This window comes from Pseudotamlana agarivorans (genome assembly GCF_001642835.1).
In the GTDB taxonomy this organism is placed as follows: domain Bacteria; phylum Bacteroidota; class Bacteroidia; order Flavobacteriales; family Flavobacteriaceae; genus Pseudotamlana; species Pseudotamlana agarivorans.
On record NZ_LXEI01000009.1, the window covers coordinates 57,401 to 78,745 of the forward strand.

The 21,345-nt window shown below is 33.0% G+C and carries 20 protein-coding genes and 1 other RNA gene; 11 read left to right on the top strand and 10 right to left on the bottom strand.

Annotated elements, in window-relative coordinates; translation table 11 throughout:
• Positions 1-2: 2 nt before the first annotated feature.
• From A6I66_RS10805 to A6I66_RS10820, 4 genes are all read left to right on the top strand, one after another.
• Complete coding sequence (locus A6I66_RS10805) at positions 3-488, top strand: SixA phosphatase family protein (protein WP_067149108.1); 486 nt, start codon at positions 3-5, stop codon at positions 486-488.
• 138 nt (positions 489-626) lie between these two features.
• Positions 627-2,693, top strand: coding sequence for a polyphosphate kinase 1 (gene ppk1, locus A6I66_RS10810; RefSeq protein WP_067149111.1), 2,067 nt, complete (start codon positions 627-629; stop codon positions 2,691-2,693).
• A gap of 1 nt (position 2,694) precedes the next feature.
• Positions 2,695-3,600: a Ppx/GppA phosphatase family protein gene (locus tag A6I66_RS10815; protein ID WP_067149114.1), complete on the top strand. Its 906-nt coding sequence runs from the start codon at positions 2,695-2,697 to the stop codon at positions 3,598-3,600.
• 318 nt (positions 3,601-3,918) lie between these two features.
• Positions 3,919-4,446: a porin family protein gene (locus A6I66_RS10820; RefSeq protein WP_067149117.1), complete on the top strand. Its 528-nt coding sequence runs from the start codon at positions 3,919-3,921 to the stop codon at positions 4,444-4,446.
• On the opposite strand, the gene miaE is transcribed toward A6I66_RS10820, so the two are convergent.
• Both miaE and dnaX read right to left on the bottom strand, forming a co-directional pair.
• The gene (gene miaE / locus A6I66_RS10825; RefSeq protein ID WP_067149120.1) at positions 4,443-5,024 is read right to left on the bottom strand and encodes a tRNA-(ms[2]io[6]A)-hydroxylase; all 582 of its coding nucleotides are present in this window, start codon (positions 5,022-5,024) and stop codon (positions 4,443-4,445) included. The two genes, A6I66_RS10820 and miaE, sit on opposite strands and share 4 nt — an antisense overlap.
• A gap of 20 nt (positions 5,025-5,044) precedes the next feature.
• On the bottom strand, positions 5,045-6,772 hold the full coding sequence (gene dnaX / locus A6I66_RS10830; RefSeq protein WP_067149123.1) for a DNA polymerase III subunit gamma/tau: 1,728 nt from the start codon (positions 6,770-6,772) through the stop codon (positions 5,045-5,047).
• Positions 6,773-6,874: 102 nt separating this feature from the next.
• On the opposite strand from dnaX, the gene rnpB reads away from it, so the two are divergent.
• Positions 6,875-7,212: RNase P RNA component class A (gene rnpB, locus A6I66_RS10835), an RNA gene on the top strand.
• A gap of 250 nt (positions 7,213-7,462) precedes the next feature.
• Here rnpB and A6I66_RS10840 read toward each other — a convergent pair.
• From A6I66_RS10840 to A6I66_RS10850, 3 genes are read right to left on the bottom strand one after another with little or no spacing between them, the layout of a single operon-like run.
• The gene (locus A6I66_RS10840; protein WP_067149126.1) at positions 7,463-8,005 is read right to left on the bottom strand and encodes an RsmD family RNA methyltransferase; all 543 of its coding nucleotides are present in this window, start codon (positions 8,003-8,005) and stop codon (positions 7,463-7,465) included.
• Positions 8,005-8,826, bottom strand: a complete 822-nt coding sequence (locus A6I66_RS10845; protein WP_067149129.1) for a DUF3822 family protein — start codon at positions 8,824-8,826, stop codon at positions 8,005-8,007. Before A6I66_RS10845 ends, A6I66_RS10840 begins: the two co-directional genes overlap by 1 nt.
• A complete protein-coding gene (locus tag A6I66_RS10850) occupies positions 8,810-9,547 on the bottom strand; it encodes a hypothetical protein (RefSeq protein ID WP_202664134.1) in 738 nt (245 codons plus the stop codon). The genes A6I66_RS10845 and A6I66_RS10850 overlap by 17 nt, the downstream gene beginning before the upstream one ends.
• Before the next feature lie 130 nt (positions 9,548-9,677).
• Between A6I66_RS10850 and A6I66_RS10855 the strand changes: the two genes are divergently transcribed.
• The 5 genes from A6I66_RS10855 (at position 9,678) to A6I66_RS10875 (ending at position 14,351) form a co-directional block, all read left to right on the top strand.
• A complete protein-coding gene (locus A6I66_RS10855) occupies positions 9,678-11,102 on the top strand; it encodes an ATP-dependent DNA helicase (RefSeq protein ID WP_067149132.1) in 1,425 nt (474 codons plus the stop codon).
• A gap of 80 nt (positions 11,103-11,182) precedes the next feature.
• Complete coding sequence (kdsB, locus tag A6I66_RS10860) at positions 11,183-11,893, top strand: 3-deoxy-manno-octulosonate cytidylyltransferase (RefSeq protein ID WP_211267549.1); 711 nt, start codon at positions 11,183-11,185, stop codon at positions 11,891-11,893.
• Positions 11,887-12,588 (top strand): HAD family hydrolase, encoded by a 702-nt coding sequence (locus tag A6I66_RS10865; RefSeq protein WP_067149138.1) that lies wholly within the window; start codon positions 11,887-11,889, stop codon positions 12,586-12,588. Before kdsB ends, A6I66_RS10865 begins: the two co-directional genes overlap by 7 nt.
• Positions 12,589-12,710: 122 nt before the next feature.
• On the top strand, positions 12,711-13,799 hold the full coding sequence (locus A6I66_RS10870) for an iron-containing alcohol dehydrogenase family protein (RefSeq protein ID WP_067149141.1): 1,089 nt from the start codon (positions 12,711-12,713) through the stop codon (positions 13,797-13,799).
• 3 nt (positions 13,800-13,802) lie between these two features.
• Positions 13,803-14,351 carry a 1-acyl-sn-glycerol-3-phosphate acyltransferase gene (locus tag A6I66_RS10875; protein ID WP_067149144.1) on the top strand — a complete coding sequence of 183 codons (549 nt, stop codon included), beginning with the start codon at positions 13,803-13,805 and terminating at the stop codon, positions 14,349-14,351.
• A gap of 269 nt (positions 14,352-14,620) precedes the next feature.
• On the opposite strand, the gene A6I66_RS10880 is transcribed toward A6I66_RS10875, so the two are convergent.
• Complete coding sequence (locus A6I66_RS10880) at positions 14,621-17,224, bottom strand: zinc-dependent metalloprotease (RefSeq protein WP_067149148.1); 2,604 nt, start codon at positions 17,222-17,224, stop codon at positions 14,621-14,623.
• A gap of 150 nt (positions 17,225-17,374) precedes the next feature.
• Between A6I66_RS10880 and A6I66_RS10885 the strand changes: the two genes are divergently transcribed.
• A complete protein-coding gene (locus A6I66_RS10885) occupies positions 17,375-18,112 on the top strand; it encodes an NYN domain-containing protein (protein ID WP_067149151.1) in 738 nt (245 codons plus the stop codon).
• Here the strand turns inward: A6I66_RS10885 and A6I66_RS10890 are convergent.
• From A6I66_RS10890 to A6I66_RS10905, 4 genes are all read right to left on the bottom strand, one after another.
• Complete coding sequence (locus A6I66_RS10890; protein WP_067149153.1) at positions 18,109-19,095, bottom strand: Gfo/Idh/MocA family protein; 987 nt, start codon at positions 19,093-19,095, stop codon at positions 18,109-18,111. The two genes, A6I66_RS10885 and A6I66_RS10890, sit on opposite strands and share 4 nt — an antisense overlap.
• A 243-nt stretch (positions 19,096-19,338) precedes the next feature.
• A complete protein-coding gene (locus tag A6I66_RS10895) occupies positions 19,339-20,058 on the bottom strand; it encodes a YebC/PmpR family DNA-binding transcriptional regulator (protein ID WP_067149156.1) in 720 nt (239 codons plus the stop codon).
• A gap of 95 nt (positions 20,059-20,153) precedes the next feature.
• The gene (locus tag A6I66_RS10900) at positions 20,154-20,447 is read right to left on the bottom strand and encodes a 4a-hydroxytetrahydrobiopterin dehydratase (RefSeq protein ID WP_067149159.1); all 294 of its coding nucleotides are present in this window, start codon (positions 20,445-20,447) and stop codon (positions 20,154-20,156) included.
• Between the two features lie 58 nt (positions 20,448-20,505).
• Positions 20,506-21,339, bottom strand: a complete 834-nt coding sequence (locus A6I66_RS10905) for a sugar nucleotide-binding protein (protein ID WP_067149162.1) — start codon at positions 21,337-21,339, stop codon at positions 20,506-20,508.
• Positions 21,340-21,345 lie beyond the last annotated feature (6 nt).

Below are 21,345 nucleotides of genomic sequence, written 5' to 3' on the forward strand. Positions count from 1 at the left end.
TTATGAAATATTTAATTTTAGTTAGACATGCTAAATCTTCTTGGGAGTTTGATGTCATAGACCATGAACGCCCTTTGAATGCTAGAGGTTTAGAAGATGCCGATTTGGTTTCAAAACAATTAGCTAAGGAAGATCTAGCTGTAGATAAGCTAGCTTCGAGCGATGCTTATCGGGCAAAAAACACGGCTGAAATCTTCATTAAAAACCTTAAAATAGATGCATCGATTATAAGTTTCGATTATGATTTGTATGATTTCGCAGGTTATAATTTAATTGACTTCATAAAATCTTGTGATGACCAAATCAACAATCTTATGATTTTTGGTCATAATCATGCTATTACCGATTTTGTAAACACTTTTGGTAATCAAATAATTGATAATGTGCCAACTTCGGGATTCGTAAAAATTGAATTTGATATCGAGCATTGGAAAGACATCGAAAAAGGTAAAACTATTCAGATTTTATTTCCGAGAGATTTGAAATAATTCAGATTACCAGTAAATAATACCTAATCTTAAATTATCATTAATTCTTCATTTTTTTTGTCAATAACCAAACGTATTTGTTAACATTATTCAAGCTAAATACGATATATTTGTTATGATTATTAAAAAATACCTTTAATGACTAAATTAGAATCCTCAGTACATAATAGTTATATAAATAGAGAGATAAGTTGGTTACAATTCAACGCCAGAGTTTTACAAGAAGCAGAAGATGAAACCGTTCCTTTAATTGAAAGGTTAAGGTTTTTAGGTATATTTTCTAATAATTTAGATGAGTTTTTTAAGGTACGATATGCTACTGTAAAACGTATTGTGGAGGCTGGAAAAGGTGCCAAAAATGAACTTGGGGGTATTCGAGCTAAAGAGCTACTCGAAATTATTACACAGATTGTAATTGATCAACAGAGTGAAAGTTTAGATATTTTATACGATATCGTTAAGAAACTTAAAAATGAAAATATTTATATCATCAATGAAACTCAAATTGATGATGCTCAGCACGATTTTATAAAAGAATATTTTTTAAAAGAAGTAAGTCCAGCCTTAGTAACCATCATTCTTAATGATGAGGTGGTGCTTCCAAACTTAAAGGATAGTGGTGCTTATTTGGCTGTAAAAATGCTAATGCCTGATGATACCAAACAATTTGCTTTGATAGAAATTCCTAAATCTGTTAATCGTTTTGTGGTTTTACCAAAACAAGGAGAAAAGTTCTTTATAATTGCTGTAGATGATTTATTACGTCATTGTTTAAGCGATATTTTTAATATTTTCGACTATAAGAGTATCTCAGCGCACATGATTAAAATTACCCGCGATGGTGAGTTGGATTTTGAAAGTGATTTAAGTAAAAGTTTTATAGATAAAATTTCAGATAGTGTTAAACATCGTGAAGTTGGCGAACCTGTAAGGTTTGTTTACGACAAAACCATCGATAAAGACACCTTAGAATTTTTAATGTCTAAAATGGGTATCGATGAAACTGATAGTATCATACCTGGAGGACGTTATCATAATAGAAGAGATTATATGGGATTCCCAAGTTTAGGGAGAACTGATTTATTATACGATAAAATTGAAGCGCTACCTATAAAAGGTTTGAGCCTACAAACTAGTATTTTTGAAGCCATTGCTAAAAAGGACTATTTACTTCATGCACCTTACCAAACGTTTTCATACGTTGTTAAATTTTTAAGGGAAGCAGCCTTAGACCCGAAGGTTAAAACTATAAAAATCACCATTTACCGATTGGCTGAGATTTCTCATATCGCAAGTTCATTAATTAATGCGGCGATTAATGGAAAAACAGTTACGGTGTCTATAGAGTTGCGCGCAAGATTTGATGAGCAAGCGAATATCAACTATGCGAAACAAATGGAAGAAGTTGGTGTTAACCTTATTTTTGGAGTTGCTGGACTTAAAGTACACAGTAAAATGTGTGTTATTGAGCGTGAAGAAGGGAAGAAATTCCATCGCTACGGCTTTATAAGTACAGGTAATTTCAACGAATCTACAGCTAAAATTTACACCGATTATACACTTTTTACCGCCAATCAAAAAATATTAAAAGATGTCGATAAAATCTTTGGCTTCTTTGAAACCAATTATAAAATTAATAAGTACAAACATTTAATTGTTTCGCCGCATTACACGAAAAGGGAAGTGTTTAAACTTATTGATAAAGAGATTGAAAACGTTAGTTTAGGAAAAGAAGGCCTTATTAGACTAAAAATGAATAGTATTTCTAGTTATGATATGGTCGATAAACTTTATGAAGCGAGTAGAGCTGGTGTAAAAGTGCAAATGATTGTGCGCGGATTGTGTTGTTTAATTCCTGGCGTTCCTGGAATGAGTGAAAACATTGAAGTGATAAGTGTGGTCGATAAGTTTTTAGAGCATTCAAGAATTTATATCTTCGGAAATAACGGCAACCCTAAATTATACATTTCTTCAGCCGATTGGATGACAAGGAATATTGAAAATAGAGTAGAAGTGAGTTGTCCTATTTATGATGAAGAAATTAAACAAGAAATTATTGACACCTTTAATATTTGTTGGAATGACAATGTAAAGGCAAGAGTATTAAGTGATTCTCAAGAAAATAATTACCGTGTTAACGACAATAAAAAAATTAGATCGCAATACGCTATTTACGATTATTACCTTAAAAAATTAGAAGATTAATATGCTTTCATTAAAAAAATATGCTGCTATAGACATTGGTTCCAACGCAGTTCGCTTACTTATTTCAAATATTATTGAACAAAAAGGGCGTCCTGTGCAATTCAAGAAAAACTCTTTAGTTAGGGTTCCTATTCGTTTAGGTGCAGATGTTTTTGTGAAAGGTAAAATTTCTAAAGAAAATACGCAGCGTATTTTAGATACTATGCTTGCTTTTAAGCTATTAATGAAGTCGCATAAGGTTGTAAAATACAAAGCCTGTGCAACTTCAGCCATGCGTGAGTCTTCAAATGGAAGTCAGATAGTTGATTTGGTTTTAGAGCAATCGGGGATTAAAATTGATGTTATTGAAGGTGAAGAAGAGGCAGCTATCATCGCTGCTACCGATTTAAATAAATACATCGACCCTAATAAAACCTATTTGTATGTTGATGTAGGTGGTGGTAGCACTGAATTTACAGTTATAGATCAAGGTAAATCCATAGCCTCACGTTCCTTTAAAATAGGGACTGTAAGATTGCTAAATGACATGGTTAGAAATGAAGCCTGGCAAGAACTTCGTGAGTGGATTGCTTCCAACGCTTTAGAATTCGATAAAATATCCGTGATCGGTTCTGGAGGAAATATTAATAAAATCTTCAAGATCTCAGGAAAAGCTATGGGAAAACCGCTTAGCTACTTTTATATGAGTTCTTATTATAACACCCTTCAAAATTACTCTTATGAAGAGCGTATCACAGAACTAGATTTAAATCAAGACCGTGCCGATGTTATCATTCCTGCTATGCGAATTTATTTATCGGCCATGAAATGGAGTGGTGCTAAAAACATTTATGTGCCTAAAATAGGATTGGCAGATGGTGTGATAAAAAGTATTTACTACGATACGGTTTCTAGCAATACACAGTAAAATTTTGCACTTCACCTTGTATTGTTGTAAAGCAATATAATTATAATATATATTCGCCCTAATAAGTTTTTGGATACTGGAATTAAGAAATTCTTTAAAATGTAGAACAAAGATATCTCGTAAATGTCAATGACTCGAGTTCCTTTTTTCAAGCCTTAAAGAAGTTTATTGAAAATCTAAAAGCTAAAAAATAATTGGGACCTACTACCCATAAAAATGTTTTAAGACTGTTTCCAGAAGTTATATTTCCTAAATGGAAAAAAATGTTCGGAGCATTAATTGAAAATTAAAAAATATTCAATCCCAAAATACCTATTTATGAAACAGTTCTACTTTTTTGTCGTGGTCATGTTTTTGTCCTTAAAGGGGATATCACAAAACGTAAAATACGGTGTTCGTGCTGGTATGAATATTTCAAGCTTAGACTTTTCTTCTGAAATTCCTGAAGAAAACAAACACCGAAATGGTTTTTACATAGGTTTTTTAGCCGATGTAAGTTTATCTAAAACTGTTTCAATTATCCCTGAACTTCAATTTTCTTATGAAGGCTCTAAAGCAGACGATTTACAATTTGATTACATTCAAATGCCTGTTTTAATAAGTGTTAAATTGACTAAGAAAATCTTTTTAAACCTAGGGCCGCAAGTTGGTTTAAAAGTGCATAAAGTTGATGATATGGCTAAAAATTTTGGTTTTTCATCCATTTTAGGACTAGAATACCGTATAAATCAAGCTCTTTTTGCCGATATACGACATGCCAACGGACTAAATAATGTATATGATGATGATTCTGGTTTAAACGCTAAAAATAGAACCTTTCAAATAGGTATTGGCTATAAGTTTTAACCATGAATGGTTTCAGAGGTTCCTAAATCTCTCATGATTTCAGCTTCATACTCCAAAAGATCTTGCCATTTGGCATCTACTTCTTTTTTATTCCCATATTTTCTAGCAAATCCTAAAAACATGGTGTAATGATTTGCTTCACTTACCATTAAATTTCTATAGAAAGTTGCGAGTTCCTTATCTTCTAATTCCTCCGATAGTAATCTAAAACGTTCACAGCTTCTAGCTTCGATTAGTGCTGCATATAATAAACGGTGAACTAGTTGTGTGGTTCTGCTACCACCTTTAGGGAAAAATTTTAAAAGTTGAATCACGTATTCATCACGTCTGTCTCTTCCCAATACCCAACCGCGTTCAATAATTTTGTCATGTACCATTTTAAAATGACTGATTTCTTCTTTAACCAAAGCGGTCATTTCTTGTACTAAATCGGTGTACTCAGGAAAACTAACAATTAAGGATATGGCGGTACTGGTAGCTTTTTGTTCGCAGAAAGCATGATCGGTTAAAATTTCTTCAATATTCTTTTCTACAATATTCACCCATCTTGGGTCTGTTGGTAGTTTTAATCCGAGCATAATTTTATTTTTTAGTAAGATTAAAGACCTAAGTCGAAAGTTCTTCTCAAAAGATCAATACTTGGGTTTTTTTCCTTTAATTTTTCAAATTTTTCAACCGTAGTATAGGCGTATTGCTTTTCCTTAACCTCATTTATGGTAATTTCTAAAGCAATGTCATAATTACTTAAAGTCTTTCTAATGTAAAGTAATAAATCATATTGCTGACGTTCAACTTCTACCTTATTTGTAGCATTAGGGAACTCTAGATGAGCCGTGGTTCCTTTTAGTTTGGGCGTGTCAATGGCCAAAATAGAAGCTAAGTTATGTTTACCTTCCTTTCTTAAAAAGCTGATATATTCATTCCAAACTTTTAAAAACTCACCTTCGGTAAAGGGTTCAGTAGGTAGGTTTTCCTCATCTACGACCACTTCCATCTGTTTGATTTGGTGCTCTTTTTTAGCTCTTATACTGCTAAGCGAAAGTCCAGATGTACGCTTGGTTTCTTTTTTTAAAACAATGGTAGGTGGTTTCTTTTCTTGAAATTGTTCCACAACCTTGTTTGTGGTATTTGAAGCAGTACCAACTGGATTTTCTTGTTTTTCTGTTGTCTGTTCTTGCTTTTCTGGAACTTGAACTGCTATAGGAGTAATGCCTTTACTTTTAAAATATGAAGCAGGAATTATGTAATGTTTACCATTTTTTTTTTCTCCATCAAAAGTGATAGAGGCAAGCTGCATGAGGCATAATTCAACGAGGAGTCGCTGGTTTTTACTGGTTTTATACTTCAGGTCACATTCATTGGCGAGGTTAATACCTTGCATTAAAAAGTCTTGTGAGGCCTTTTTAGCTTGTTCTAAATACTTGGCTTTAGTTTGATCGCCAACTTCAAGAAGCTCGATGGTTTCTTGATTTTTACTCACCAATAAATCTCTAAAGTGAGAGGCCAAGCCAGCAATATAATGGTGTCCATCAAAACCTTTTGATAAGGTATTATTAAACTGAATGAGTAAATCCGGAATTTTATTTTCCAGGATTAAATCGGTGCTTAAAAAATACGTTTCGTAATCTAAAACATTTAAGTTTTCGGTAACGGCTTGTCTGGTTAAATTTTTTCCAGAGAAACTAACAACCCTGTCAAAGATAGAAAGCGCATCACGCATGGCACCATCTGCCTTTTGAGCGATAATGTGTAAAGCGTCATCTTCAGCAGTTATACCTTGTTCTTCTGCAATATATTTTAGATATTCTTTAGCATCTTTAACGGTAATTCGTTTGAAATCAAAAATCTGACAACGCGATAAAATAGTTGGAATGATTTTATGTTTTTCAGTAGTTGCGAGAATGAAAATACAATGCTTTGGTGGTTCTTCTAAAGTTTTAAGAAAGGCATTAAAAGCCGCTTGAGATAGCATGTGTACCTCATCAATAATATAAACTTTATACTTTCCAACTTGAGGTGGAATACGAACCTGATCTGTTAGACTTCTAATATCATCAACAGAGTTGTTCGAGGCGGCATCTAATTCAAATACATTAAAAGCAAAATCTTCGTCGCCTGTTACTTCACCATCACTATTAATCATTTTAGCCAGAATACGAGCACAAGTTGTTTTACCAACACCTCGAGGGCCTGTAAATAAAAGAGCTTGGGCTAAATGATTGTTTTCAATGGCATTTAGTAAAGTATTGGTAATGGCTTGCTGACCAACAACGTCCTTGAAGGTTTGTGGTCTATATTTTCGAGCCGATACAACAAAATGTTCCATTGAAAAATATTAGAGCAACAAAGTTAAAAATTCAACGCTTAAATCTGAATTCAGAAGCTTAAATTTAATAGGAGTTATTAACAATTTACGTACTTTTGCCGCCAAGTAAATCGCCTTATCGCTCTTTTGCTAAACTTGTTTTAGTATGAAGGGAGGAAAGTCCGAACACCATAGTGCAACATAGTGGTTAATGGCCACCAGTCGTGAGATTAGGAAAAGTGCAACAGAAAGTATGTACAGGTAATGCTGTAGTGAAACCGGGTAAACTCTATGTGGTGCAATGTCATGTAAACTAGCGTTTGAAGGCTGCACGTCTGATGCTAGAGGGTAGGCAGCTAAAGTGTATGGGTAACTATGCATTCAGATAAATGATAAGGGTGATTTTAGTTTTATTTTAAATTAAAATCATACAGGATTCGGCTTATAGATTTACTTTCAAATAAATAAACCCTTCTTTGTTTTAAAGAAGGGTTTATCATTTAAAAACTAGTGACTAACTAATAATTATAATCTTTAAAAAGTCACATTAATATGCTTAATGGTTTTTCAGTTTAGCTTTAACTATAAAAACAATACTTACAATTCTACATTTTTAAGTGTTTCATGTAGATTGTTTTTAAGGCTATTTGTATTGCTACGTGCTTAGGGATACTCCTAAAGTACTGAAAAAAAGTGAATTATAATAAAATTTTATTCGGCAATTTCGAAAAAACTAAACATATTACCACCATAGCTTTTAGAATACGAGAAATTACTTACACCTGATAGGTCTGTGTGTTTAGAATGTTCTACAATAAGTAAACCGCCATCAAGTAATAATTCGTTTGAAAATACTAAATCTGGAATCTTAGAAAATTGCTCTACAGTAAAATCGTAAGGTGGGTCGGCAAATATAATATCGGCTTGAATTTTAGAAGATTCTAGGAATTTAAAAACATCACTTTTAATTGTTTGAATGGGCATATCAAACGTTTCAGCCGTTGAATTAATGAATTTAATACAGCCAAAATCTTGATCCACACAAGTAATTTGCTCAGTGCCTCGTGAAGCAAATTCATAGCTTATATTTCCGGTTCCTGCAAAAAGGTCTAAAACAGAAATATCATCAAAATAATAAAGGTTGTTAATAATATTGAATAACGACTCCTTAGCCATGTCTGTTGTAGGGCGTACAGGCAAGTTTTTAGGAGCAATGATTTTTCTACTTTTATATAATCCTGAAATAATTCGCATTAAAAATTGTTTATTAAGGTGAAGTGAGCATAAGGTGTTTTGGGAGCGCTTTCAAATTTAAATCGGTCATTACGACTACCAAAGCTAATGTTTCTAATGTATTTATAGGCTATTTGATATAAGGAGTCCTCTTTTTCAATTTGTCCTAAGAAGACAAGCTTTAGTGTTTCGGGACTTAAATTTAATTGTTCTGCAGTGAATAATATAAAGTAAATAAAATCTTCCTTAGAACTGTACCCAAAGGTATTAAAGAGCTTTAATTTAGAGTTCTCCACCACTATAATTTCAAAATGATTTTTGTTAACATGAACATACATACGTGTGTTCATCTTAATTTTTTCAAGTTGCAGGATCTTTTCAATAAGTACCGTGGAAATGTGTTTAAAAGTAAAGGCCCCATATTTATCATATATAAAATTATTAATATTTATATAAGGGACATAGACATTTACACTGTTGTTTTCTGAAATACGATCATAGGTGATGTAATCAGATTTAAGAATTTTAGAGTTGAATTTTAAATAGTCGGCTAGGCAATCTTCACTAAATAAAGTTTCAGGAACTAAAGACGATAAGTCGTTATCATATACAACGAAAACATTAGAGAAGTTGTAAGACAACATTTTTTCAGAATCAAAAAGACCTTTTAATCGGTCTAATAATTCTAAGGGGTTGAGTTTCTTTTCAAACTGAATGTCATTCAAATGAATGATCGTATTTAACTTACGATTCAGTATACAAAAAGAAAGTCCACTCAAACTAATTTGAATGGACAATTCTATATTTGTTAATTCGTTAGAATTATTATTCGTTATCGCCATATGTTTTAGGCCAGTTTCCAGTCGTTTTAACTTCATTCATAGAACCTACTTTAAGCGCATCACCGTTAACTCCATCAACAGAAATTACTTGATTCTCTTGAATGATAAGATCATTGCTTTGATCAAATAATAAGTCACGTTTTTTAACTGAAGCTTCAAAAACAGGAATGTTAATTTTGTTTTGCTCGATAAAACCAGCTTGTAAATTGAATTTTGTACCAGGCTTTCCAACAGGAACATCCATCATTGTTTTATATCTGTTAGATGATTTAAATAAAGAATCTTTTACAGATACAAATCCTAAAGTATCAATAACTACAATTTCTTTATAAGAATCAACACCATATAATTTTGTTTTTTCTTCATCTAAAATGGTTGAATCTCTACGTTGTGTAATGGTATATTTAGCAGTATCAATAAACTTAATTAGTTTATTAAAATCTCCTTCAAATTTTCCAGTTACTTGTCTGTGTGCTAATTCAGCATCTCTAATATCTTTTAAACTCTCAATAACTTGAACGTAACGCTTGTTTTTTACTTTATTAAATTGAATTGGCTCGTAAATAGACATATATGTTAAATACCCTAGGTAGCCAATTAAAATCCAAAGGGCGATAGTTAAGACAGGTTTAAGTTTAGATGGAATAATTTTGTCAATTAACTTAACCAAGCCAATTGTAAGTAGTATCACAGCAACTGTAATAAGAATAAATGTTAACATAGTATGCTATTTAATTAAAAATTTATTTTAAAGGTATTTAGCAAATCTACAATTTTTTTTTAACCGTAAAAACAAAGAGAGTAAAAATCATTTCTATCTTTGAATAAAAAAAAACGCGCCCCCTTCCTTAATGAATGCTTCTCAATTTTATTTGCTTATAAAACAGCAGTTTCCGTTCCAACCAACGCTAAAACAAAATATTGTTCTACAGCAACTTTCTGAATTTATTTTAAATAAATCTACAGATGTGCTTTATTTGCTTAAAGGGTATGCCGGAACCGGAAAAACAACAATTGTAGGCGCCATTGTATCCAATTTATGGAAAGTAAAAAAGAGCGCCGTCTTACTAGCACCAACGGGTCGAGCTGCAAAAGTCATCTCAAATTACTCAGGAAAAGAAGCCTTTACCATTCATAAAAAAATATATTTTCCTAAAAAAGAAAAGGGAGGAGGGGTTAAGTTCGTTCTTCAGCCTAATAAGCACAAAAACACCATTTTTATAGTAGATGAGGCGTCGATGATTCCAGACACACCTGGAGAATCTAAATTTATGGAAAACGGCTCTTTATTAGACGACTTGATCCAATATGTGTATTCTGGACATCAGTGTAAATTACTTTTAATAGGTGATACCGCACAGTTACCTCCGGTAAAAGTTGATGTTAGCCCGGCGTTAGATGAAAATAACTTGGCTTTAAATTACAATAAGGAAGTCACAAGAATGGAACTGGATGAAGTTGTACGTCAGGAACAAGATTCTGGTATTCTCGTTAATGCGACGGTGTTAAGAGAAACCTTAGCAAGTAGCTTTTTTGACAGTTTTAAATTTGATATTGCACCTTTTAAAGATGTTATAAGGTTGATTGATGGTTATGAAATTATGGAAGCCATTAACGACGCTTATAGCGAGTTAGGTAATGAAGAAACAGCAATTATTGTAAGAAGTAATAAACGTGCTAATTTATACAACCAACAAATTAGAAGTCGAATTTTATTTAACGAAAATGAATTGTCTGCAGGAGATTTTTTAATGGTTGTTAAAAACAATTATTTCTGGATTAAACCCACTACAGAAGCTGGATTTATTGCGAATGGCGATATTATTGAAGTTTTAGAAATTTTTAAAATTGAAGAACTTTACGGATTTCGTTTTGCTGAAGTTAAAGTACGAATGGTCGATTATCCTAAAATGGCTCCCATTGAAACCGTATTACTTCTAGATACTATTGAGGCTGAAAGTCCGTCACTAACCTACGAAGACTCTAACCGTTTATATCAAGAAGTACTTAAAGATTTTGAAAACGAGGGGAGTAACTATAAAAAGTTTTTAAAAGTTAAAGCTTCTAAGCATTTTAACGCTTTACAAGTAAAGTTTTCCTATGCGATAACCTGCCATAAATCTCAGGGTGGGCAATGGGATACTGTTTTTGTGGAGCAGCCTTATTTACCGAATGGTATCGATAAAGATTATTTGAGATGGCTTTATACCGCGGTTACAAGAGCTAAAGAAAAATTATACCTCATAGGTTTTAAAGATGATTTTTTTGAAGAATAGCTTTAAAATTAAGTACTTTTGATTTGAATTTAGATGGCTATTAACAAATTTTAAAAATTAAACTTGTGAAAATAATTTCAATGATTCCTGCCCGATATGCGGCTTCGCGTTTTCCGGGAAAACTTATGCAAGATCTTGGTGGTAAAACGGTTATCCTTCGTACTTACGAGGCCACAGTAGCAACTGGCTTGTTTGACGATGTGTTTGTGGTTACCGATAGCGATATTATTTATCAAGAAATTGTAAATAATGGCGGAAAAGCGATGATGAGTAAAAAAGAACACGATTGTGGAAGCGATCGCATTGCTGAAGCTGTTGAGTTTATGGATGTTGATATTGTCATTAATGTACAAGGTGACGAGCCGTTTACAGATAAAGAATCCTTAAGTAAACTTATTGAAGTTTTTAAAACGGACACTGATAAAAATATCGATTTAGCTTCTTTAATGGTTCATATCACTAATGAAGAGGAAATTCAAAATCCGAATACCGTAAAAGTTATTGTCGATAAATTCAATTTTGCTTTGTACTTCTCTAGAAGTCCTATTCCTTATTTACGTGATAAGGAAGCGGGTGCGAAATACTTTAAACATAAGGGCGTTTACGCCTTTAGAAAAGAAGCTATTTTAGATTTTTATAGACTTCCAATGTTGCCTTTAGAAGCTTCAGAAAAAATTGAATGTATTCGCTACTTGGAATATGGAAAACGTATAAAAATGGTAGAAACGGATGTTGAAGGTGTTGAAATCGATACTCCTGAAGATTTAGAACGTGCCAAAAAAATATGGTAGACTACGAAAACATAAAAGTTATTGGTTTTGATGCCGATGACACCTTATGGGTTAACGAAACCTATTTCCGAGATGCGGAAGCAGAATTTTCTAAACTTTTAAGCAAATACGAGACACCTAATAAAATAGACCAAGAGTTATTTAAAATGGAAATCGGTAACCTTGGTCTGTATGGCTATGGAGTAAAAGCATTCACGCTTTCTATGGTAGAATGTGCTTTAGACTTATCGAATAAAAATGTCTCTCCAAAAACGATTGAAGCCATTTTAAATATTGGGAAAACCATGTTAAATCAACCTGTAGAAGTGTTAGATGGTGTTGAGGAGGTCTTGGAGGTTTTATCAAAAAAATACCGACTTATTTTAGCTACCAAAGGTGATTTACTGGATCAAGAACGAAAATTAGAAAGGTCGAAATTAAGCCCATATTTTCATCATATTGAGGTGTTAAGTGATAAAAAAGAAAACAATTATTCAAAATTATTGAAGCATTTAAAAGTAGATTCTTCAGAATTTTTAATGATTGGAAATTCTTTGAAATCTGATGTTTTACCCTTAGTAAACATTGGTGCTCAAGCGATTCATGTGCCATTCCATACCACTTGGGCACATGAAGAGGTAGAAGAAAAGGAAAAAAACGGTAAATCTTACCATACCATAGAAAATATAAGGGATGTTTTAAAACTTTTAAAATAAAATTTTTTAATTGATTTGACGCACCATTTTCAAGTAGACGTTGTCTATTATTTAAACTAAATTTGAACCCTTAGAATTTAAAATTATAGTATTTTTGTCAATTCTAAAAAGAAACCTATTAAATGAGTTATAAGAACTTTCCAATGGTACCAAGAGTTATTTTTGGTAGAGGTAGTTTTAATCAATTGAACGACATTTTAGCGCCAAAGCGCCAAAGTATAAACGCTCCATTTATCTATTTAGTTGATGATGTTTTTAAGAACACTACTTGGTTAACTTCAAGAATTTCTTTGTCTTACGACGATAAAATAATTTTTGTATCTACCAAAGAAGAGCCAAAAACAACTCAAGTGGATGAACTTGTTGAAGACATCATTTTAAAAACAAAAGCACGTCCTTCAGGAATTATTGGTATTGGAGGAGGCTCTGTTTTGGATTTAGCAAAGGCTGTTTCCATTATGATAACCAACGAAGGTGAGTCTAAAGATTATCAAGGCTGGGATTTAGTGAAAAATCCAGCTATCTACCATGTTGGAATTCCAACCATTTCTGGAACAGGGGCAGAGGTATCTAGAACAACTGTTTTAACAGGGCCAGAAAAAAAACTGGGCATAAATTCAGATTTCACACCATTTGATCAAGTGGTGTTAGACTCCGAACTTACTAAAGATGTACCAAAAGACCAATGGTTTTATACGGGTATGGACTGTTATATTCACTGTATTGAATCATTAAATGGTTCTTATTTAAATGCTTTCAGTAAAAGTTATGGTGAAAAAGCTTTAGACTTATGCAAGGAAATATTTCTGGAGGATAATATAGGCCCATCCAACATTGAAGCTCAAGAAAACCTTATGATGGCTTCATGGCACGGAGGTATGAGTATCGCGTATTCCCAAGTTGGAGTAGCACACGCCATGAGTTATGGCTTGTCTTATTTATTAGGGACTAAGCACGGTATTGGGAATTGTATTGTTTTTGATCATTTGGAAGAATTTTACCCAGAAGGTGTTGCTTTATTTAAAAAGATGAAAGCATTGCATGGTATTGAGCTCCCTCAAAGCATATGTGCTCAATTAACCGATGAAGAATTTGAAATCATGATTAACGTGGCATTAGGACTTGAACCGCTTTGGGAAAATGCCGTTGGTAAAAACTGGAAAAAAATTATTACCCGAGACAAGTTAAAAGCACTTTATCAAAAAATGTAAACCATGCAGCGGCTAGCTAAATTAATTTATTTTAAATGGTTGGGCTGGCGTATTGTTGGTAATACAGACTTCTCTAAAAATACCGTAAAGAAAGCCATTATTATAGCAGCACCTCATACTAGTTGGCATGACTTTTACATTGGTGTTTTAATGCGAGCTTCAGTACAGCTTAAAAGTCATTTTATAGGGAAAAAGGAATTGTTTGTGTTTCCATTAGGTTGGTTTTTAAGATGGCTTGGTGGGCGTCCTATTAACCGTCATGAAAATGAAAACAAGGTCGATGCTATTGCTAAACTTTTTGATGAAACTGATGAGTTTAGAATTGCTTTAGCTCCAGAAGGGACACGTAAAAAAGTTGAAAAATACCGCACAGGATTTTACTATATCGCTAAAAAAGCCAATGTACCTATTATCATGTTTACCTTGGATTACGAAAACAAACAAAACTTAGTTTCCGAGCCTTTTTATCCCACACATGATATGGAAGCTGATTTCAAATATATTTATAGTTTTTTTGAAAATGTGAAAGGGAAAATTTCAGAGTATTCTTAGTTGAATTATTCCTTTTAAATTATTTTAAAGCAAAACACCTATCTAAACTAAGGCTTTCACAAAAGCAACGCAAACTACTAAAAAACAAGTAATTAACACTAAAACTGCATTATGTGTTAATCATAATTTTTTCAGATCCTTATAACCTAAAGTTTTGATGTGATGAGATACCGAGTCGAGCACAGCTTGGAGAATGTTGTAATTTTAAGTAGTAAACAAAAAAAAAGCCACACGACATGTGTGGCTTTTTTGTGATATATTTTTATCTACTATTTCACTTCTTTAGTCGCATTGTCTATTAAAGTTTTTAGGTGTTGCTTATGTGCTTTCGAAGAAACATCACCTGAAGGTGCAGACCAATTTCTAATATTTTTTAAGTTGTATAGTGCCATAGATTTCGCATTGTTAGTATATCTACCACTTTGTTTACCTGTCAACATATCTATTAACATTTGGGTGTATTCCAACTGTAAATTTTGTCTGAATGAATTTACATTACCACTGATATCCGATTTAAAAATAGCATTATTTAAATCACTCATTACAGCCGACAATTTATATGTATTACCATAAAGTTCGGAGTCTGAAATGCGTTGTAACGTATGTGGATGTAAAAGGTGTGTTAATACATTCTTTTGATAAGTTAATATTTGCTCGTGAATTTTAGGGTCTTCGGGTTCTCTAAAATTGAAACCACGTCGTTGCATGGCTAAATAATTATACAAATCGTTTGGTGCAGTAAAAGCATCTGGAGCAAATACATAATCACTTAAAGCTTTCATAGCTCTTTTTTGATCTTCATAGGATACGGGAGTATAAGGCTGTGTACCGCCTTCTTGTCCTGCCATAGCACGATCTACATAAACCCCACCAATATATCTAGAAATAACACCTGCAGCAGTCGATTTTTGTCCACTTAATAGATAGTAAACACGACGAAGTTCTTGGTAAGATTCATCAGTCTTTGTAAAATTATGTTTTACTGTTTTCATCAAATCATTAGATAATTCAATACGGTCGATAGAATAACTAATAGCATCGTTAGAGAGGTCGCCAATCATAACACGAGGATCAATAGCTTTTCCTGGTGCACGCATATCATCAGCGTCATTTCCAAAAATAAGTTCTGGTTTAGTCGATTCATTTAATAAATCGTGACGCTCTTTAGCGGTTTTAAACGGTGTGTAACCAAATTGTACAGCCCATACATCGTATGGTCCTACAGCAACATCACTATACTGCCCTTGTTTACTACGATCTCTTGTTATGTTTAAAGCAGCATAATCCATAACAGATCCTGTTAAACATTTTCCTTTTATAAATTCAGCATCTGCAAGTTGTTCTGGAGAAAATAACTGACTTGCTTTCATGTTATGATTTAAACCTAAGGTATGTCCAATTTCATGCATGATAAGCGCTAACATAGACTCCTTTTTAATGCCTTCAAGCTCTAAATCTGAAGCACCATTAGCTTCAGCCACAGCATTAGCAATCATAAATTCATTATGCATGGTGTCGGCAAAAGCACAAGAATGCATACTTTCTTCTTCAAACTCATGATCATCGGCATTATAAGCTTTTTCAGGAGTAGCAAGGTTATAAACTTTATCATAGAATACACGGTTTGTGAAATGTACAAATTCCAGCATGATATCAGCTCCTAAAATTTGTCCTGTTCTAGGGTTTACAAAACTTGGTCCATAACCTCCAAAGGGTGGTTTAGGAGAAGACGTCCAACGTAAAACATTATATCGAATATCTCCAGCATCCCATTCGGCATCATCAGGTTGTACTTTAACAACCATAGCGTTTTTAAATCCTGCTTTTTCGAAAGCAACATTCCACTGTAATACACCTTCTTTAATGGTTTCACGCCACTCTAATGGCGTAGAATTCTCAATCCACCAAGTAATTGGTTCAACAGGTTCAGATAACGCTAATTCAGGGTTTTTCTTTTGTAAATCCCATCTGTGTATTAAATCTCTAAAAGGTGTAGAATTTGTAGCAGTTTGATCATTAACTTCAGTTAAAAAATAACCAACTCTCGGGTCGTCAAAGCGAGGTTGGTAATTATTTTCAGGCATTGCAATAAAACTATGATATATTTTAATACTCACATTTCTACCATCGGCAACAGCATCAGAACCATTGTTTAATACGGAAGGTGAGGAGTATACGTATTCGATAGCGACATCAGTGTTTTCAGGATAATTCTTAATAGCATTAATTTTACTTTTATCCTTACTTAATTTTCCAAGTTTAAAAGCTGTAGGAGATTGTCCAGGGCGTGCTGCAGGTTTAATTTGGGCTAAGGTCTCGTCTAGAAATAGTTCGTTAGCATCAATTAAATACAATCCTTTGTCTTTATCGTAGCTTTCTACTTTAATGCTTGCCATAGTACCGTTACTAATGTTAGCATTTTCAGATTTTGAAAGTGGACTTTCCGGATCGAAGTAGAAAGAGGTATTTTGAGTTACGAATTCTATCTTATTAAAATATTTCTCAATTTTAAATACTTTTGAACCTTTGTAGGATCCTCTATTTATTCTTCCAGCATCCATAACCCCATCGGCAATCTGGCTGAAATAAATAAATTCCTTTCCAATTTGGTCCTCTGAAATCAGCATTTTTATAGAACCCGTTATGGAATCTTGGTATATAGTAAATAAACCTTCCGATTTTTTACTAGATTTGGTTAAATCTGCAATAGATTTTTCTTTTGATTTTTTTTCTGAAGATGGCGCTTCGGTTTCGGTTTTGTCTTTCTTTTTTTTCTTGTTTTTTCTTTGTGCTTCAGCATTTTGAGGCGAAAAAATCAACAAAGAAAGAAACAGTAGACAGACAAGTCTAAAGGTTTTTTTTGGTAAACTCATGGTTTAAATTAATGATTATGTATGAATAAAATTTGAATTAGTCGCTATAAATGTAATTAGTTATAAATTTTTAAATAATAAAAAAAAGTTAAAAAATATTAAAAGGCAAAATCGTGATAATGGTTACGATTTTGTTTATTTTTAAAAAATATGATAAAAGACACTAAAATAGCCGTATTAATTGACGGCGATAATATCCCTGCCAAGTATATTTCAGAAATGATGGAAGAAATCACTAAATATGGAACACCTACCATAAAAAGAATTTATGGGGACTGGACAAAGCCTTATTTAGCCAAATGGAAAAACGTTTTATTAGAAAACGCTATAACACCTATACAACAGTATGGGTATACCACAGGAAAAAATGCTACAGATTCGGCTATGATTATTGATGCCATGGATATTCTCTATTCAGAAAAAGTAAATGGTTTTTGCCTAGTTTCTTCAGATAGTGATTTCACAAAACTAGCCACACGATTGCGTGAAGCAGGTTTAGTGGTTTATGGCATGGGAGAAAAGAAAACACCTGATCCCTTTATCGTAGCCTGTGATAAATTTATTTACCTTGAAATTTTAAAGAAGGAGACAACAAGTCCTAAACAAGTTGATGGTTCTACTAAATCAAAAGAAAACCTTTACAATATTACACCTAAAGTTATTCAGTTTTTATCTCATGCTGTAGATGATTGTGCAGATGACGATGGCTGGGCTTTTCTTGGTGATGTAGGTTCTTTAATCATTAAAAAGCAGCCTAATTTTGATTCCCGTAATTTTGGTTTTCAAAAATTAACACCACTTTTTAAATCTTTAGATCAATTTGAGTTAGAACAACGCGATCAAACGAATGGTCGTTTTAAATTGATTTATGTAAAAAATAAACATTAAATCTGTCCTAATATTTTATCCATAACCCAACTGGTATGTAATGCTGTTTCTCCAGTTGAAGGATGTGTTTGAGCTGGGTCGTCAAAATAGAATCTCATGTTTTCAACATGAGGAAATTGAATATGGTTTGGGTTTTCAATATACACTTCTTTTCTTCTGTCTTCACATTTAAGCACAATAGAGTTATCGTGAAATACAGAAAATTTAATGGTGCCTTTAGAACCATAAATAATTACTTTATCTAAGTGTTCGCTACATCCAAAATTCCATGTTCCAGACCCTGTTACACCATTTTCATGTACCCAACTTGCAGTAACGGCATCCTTTGCAGAATATAAATTTTGTTGATTAACACTTACCCCATGGGCATCTTTAATATTGCCGAAGTAATAAGTAAATAAATCCAATTCATGACTTGCCAAATCATCAAAATAACCACCTGGAGCAATTTTAGCATCGGTTCTCCAATTGTATGCCTTTGATAAATCTTTTTCGCTTGGTGGTTTACTCAAATGGGATGAGATATGTCTAACTTGACCAATTAGTCCGGTATCTATCCAAGATTTAATTTTTAAAAATCTAGGTAAAGAACGTCTATAATAGGCAACGAATAAGGGGATGTTTTTGTCTTTAAATGCATTATAAACCTCAAGGCTGTCAGCGTAACTTGGAGATAAAGGTTTTTCAATACAGCATGGTTTTCCTGCAGCTGCTACTTTTAACGCATAATATTTATGACTATCGGGTGGTGTGGCAATGTAAACAGCATCTACATTGGGATCATTAATAAGTTGATCGGCATCTGTGTAATAAGTATCAATTTGATGACGTTTTGCATAATCTTTTACCTTTTTAGCATCGCGCCTCATTACGGCAGAAATCGTAAACCCACATGTTATTTTATAAGCAGGACCACTTTTAACTTCTGTGACATTACCGCATCCTATAATGCCCCATTTAATTACTTTAGATACGTACTTCATTGTTGTTTAGTAGTTTTTGTTAGTTTCAAGAAATAGTTTATATGATTCTGTTGGTAAGGAGAATCATATCGTTGTTTAGTTAGTTATAACTACTAAAATACTAATAAAAACAGACAAACTCAGTAAAATCAAGAAAATGATTTTATAGAAATTTCTTATAAAATTAAAACTATGGAGAAGTTTTGAATCAGTAATTTTCCCAAATAAAAAAGAGAGCTTTTTGAGCTCTCTTTTTTTAATTTTTTATTCTGCACTTTCTTCCATCGTATGATAAACATTTTGAACGTCATCGTCATCGTCGAGTTTTTCCAATAGCTTTTCTACATCGGCGGCTTGTTCCGGAGTTAAAGGTTTAGTAACCTGCGGAATACGTTCAAACCCAGAAGATAAAATTTCAATACCTCTGCTTTCTAATTCCGATTGAATAGCACCAAAACTTTCAAAAGGGGCGTAAATTAAAATACCGTCTTCATCAGCAAAAACTTCTTCTGCACCAAAATCTATAAACTCTAACTCTAATTCTTCTGGATCAAGTCCTTCAGCGTTAATTCTAAAATTACAAGTGTGATCAAACATAAAAACAACAGATCCTGAAGTCCCTAAGCTGCCATCACATTTATTAAAATAACTTCTAACATTTGCTACTGTTCTGGTATTATTATCGGTTGCAGTTTCAACTAAAACAGCCACACCATGTGGTGCATAACCTTCAAAGATAACCTCTTTGTAATCACCTTGACTTTTGTCGCTAGCACGTTTTATGGCACGCTCCACATTGTCTTTAGGCATGTTAACAGCCTTTGCATTTTGGATCACAGCACGTAAACGCGAGTTACTATCTGGATCTGGGCCACCTTCTTTTACAGCCATCACAATATCTTTGCCAATACGAGTGAATGCTTTACTCATGGCAGACCAACGTTTCATCTTTCTTGCTTTTCTAAACTCAAAAGCTCTTCCCATAATTATATGTGTTATGCTACTTGTGGCAGCAATTGTATTAAATTAAATGATTTGACAAATTTAAAAACCTTCAAATCAAAAACAAATAAATAGTATTAATCTTCTTCTGGTTCTACTATAAATTCAATGGCTTTGGCCAACTTAAAATCTTTTTCTGTAACGCCATTTTCACTATGTGTTGATAATGAGATTGTAAGCACATTGTATACATTTGTCCAATTGGGGTGATGGTTTAGTGCTTCACATTCGAAAGCAATACGGCTCATGGCACTAAAGCAGTCTTTGAAATTTTCAAATTCAAATTCACTATGAATGGCATCATCATAATAATCCCAATCTGGAAATTGTAATAATTTTTTTTCGATGTCTTGTTCAGAAAGTTTACTCATGATTTTATGTCTTTTTAAAGTTTAATGACAATTTAAGGAATTGTATGGGGCTTATCAACTATAATTTCAAATCACTTAAAATATCCTCGCTTTTTAACTGTAAATGTTTCGGAAGCTTATTGAATTTTGGTAAAACAGCCAAATAACGTTCATCATTAGTCGTGTAAACCTGTTTAAAAATGGCTTTTTGCTCTAAATCGTAGGAGGCTATAATTTCCTTAATGAAATCGTCATGATGCACTAAATCTTCACTTCCCAAATGAAAAACACCATATTTATTACGGTTGATGATATAATGAATTTGCTGCGTCATTTTGGAATCGCTAGAAACATTCATAACCAAATTTGGAAATACTTCAATAGGCTCTTTTGCTTTTAAGAAATGAAGAATTTCTTGTATTCTTGGCGATTGTGCTCCGAAAACCATGGGGAGTCTAATAATAACGATTTGCTTTTTAGGCAAACGCAGCAGCATGTTTTCAATTTTAATTTTAAAATGTCCGAAAATACTATTGCTATAAGTTTTATCTAACTCGTAACTTGGGTATTTGCTATAGGCATCGAAAACATTGGCAGAAGACAAAAATATAAGCTTTATTTTTTCTATAAGCACATAATCGGCTAGATGTTGATGAAGTAAAACTTGCTTTGAAAAATCACCACGAAGGGCAGAAATGATAATGGTAGGCTTTACAATTTCTAATATTTCATAGATATCATCCTCTTCAAAATTATATTGAAAAAAATGTTTGTTTTTTTCTAGAGCACGGTTACTAATATTATAGGTGCCAAACGTTCTAAAATAGGAGCAGAGCTCTTTGTAAAGTGCACCACCAAGAAAACCACTAGCTCCTAAAATTAAAATAGTATGTTTGTTTTCTCGTTCAATCATATAACA

What these genes read in the sequence shown, in the direction of transcription:
- A6I66_RS10805 (WP_067149108.1), top strand. Translation starts at nt 3, where the DNA reads ATGAAATATTTAATTTTAGTTAGACATGCTAAATCTTCTTGGGAGTTT.
- ppk1 (WP_067149111.1), top strand. Translation starts at nt 627, where the DNA reads ATGACTAAATTAGAATCCTCAGTACATAATAGTTATATAAATAGAGAG.
- A6I66_RS10815 (WP_067149114.1), top strand. Translation starts at nt 2,695, where the DNA reads ATGCTTTCATTAAAAAAATATGCTGCTATAGACATTGGTTCCAACGCA.
- A6I66_RS10820 (WP_067149117.1), top strand. Translation starts at nt 3,919, where the DNA reads ATGAAACAGTTCTACTTTTTTGTCGTGGTCATGTTTTTGTCCTTAAAG.
- miaE (WP_067149120.1), bottom strand. Translation starts at nt 5,024, where the DNA reads ATGCTCGGATTAAAACTACCAACAGACCCAAGATGGGTGAATATTGTA.
- dnaX (WP_067149123.1), bottom strand. Translation starts at nt 6,772, where the DNA reads ATGGAACATTTTGTTGTATCGGCTCGAAAATATAGACCACAAACCTTC.
- A6I66_RS10840 (WP_067149126.1), bottom strand. Translation starts at nt 8,005, where the DNA reads ATGCGAATTATTTCAGGATTATATAAAAGTAGAAAAATCATTGCTCCT.
- A6I66_RS10845 (WP_067149129.1), bottom strand. Translation starts at nt 8,826, where the DNA reads ATGGCGATAACGAATAATAATTCTAACGAATTAACAAATATAGAATTG.
- A6I66_RS10850 (WP_202664134.1), bottom strand. Translation starts at nt 9,547, where the DNA reads ATGTTAACATTTATTCTTATTACAGTTGCTGTGATACTACTTACAATT.
- A6I66_RS10855 (WP_067149132.1), top strand. Translation starts at nt 9,678, where the DNA reads ATGAATGCTTCTCAATTTTATTTGCTTATAAAACAGCAGTTTCCGTTC.
- kdsB (WP_211267549.1), top strand. Translation starts at nt 11,183, where the DNA reads ATGATTCCTGCCCGATATGCGGCTTCGCGTTTTCCGGGAAAACTTATG.
- A6I66_RS10865 (WP_067149138.1), top strand. Translation starts at nt 11,887, where the DNA reads ATGGTAGACTACGAAAACATAAAAGTTATTGGTTTTGATGCCGATGAC.
- A6I66_RS10870 (WP_067149141.1), top strand. Translation starts at nt 12,711, where the DNA reads ATGAGTTATAAGAACTTTCCAATGGTACCAAGAGTTATTTTTGGTAGA.
- A6I66_RS10875 (WP_067149144.1), top strand. Translation starts at nt 13,803, where the DNA reads ATGCAGCGGCTAGCTAAATTAATTTATTTTAAATGGTTGGGCTGGCGT.
- A6I66_RS10880 (WP_067149148.1), bottom strand. Translation starts at nt 17,224, where the DNA reads ATGAGTTTACCAAAAAAAACCTTTAGACTTGTCTGTCTACTGTTTCTT.
- A6I66_RS10885 (WP_067149151.1), top strand. Translation starts at nt 17,375, where the DNA reads ATGATAAAAGACACTAAAATAGCCGTATTAATTGACGGCGATAATATC.
- A6I66_RS10890 (WP_067149153.1), bottom strand. Translation starts at nt 19,095, where the DNA reads ATGAAGTACGTATCTAAAGTAATTAAATGGGGCATTATAGGATGCGGT.
- A6I66_RS10895 (WP_067149156.1), bottom strand. Translation starts at nt 20,058, where the DNA reads ATGGGAAGAGCTTTTGAGTTTAGAAAAGCAAGAAAGATGAAACGTTGG.
- A6I66_RS10900 (WP_067149159.1), bottom strand. Translation starts at nt 20,447, where the DNA reads ATGAGTAAACTTTCTGAACAAGACATCGAAAAAAAATTATTACAATTT.
- A6I66_RS10905 (WP_067149162.1), bottom strand. Translation starts at nt 21,339, where the DNA reads ATGATTGAACGAGAAAACAAACATACTATTTTAATTTTAGGAGCTAGT.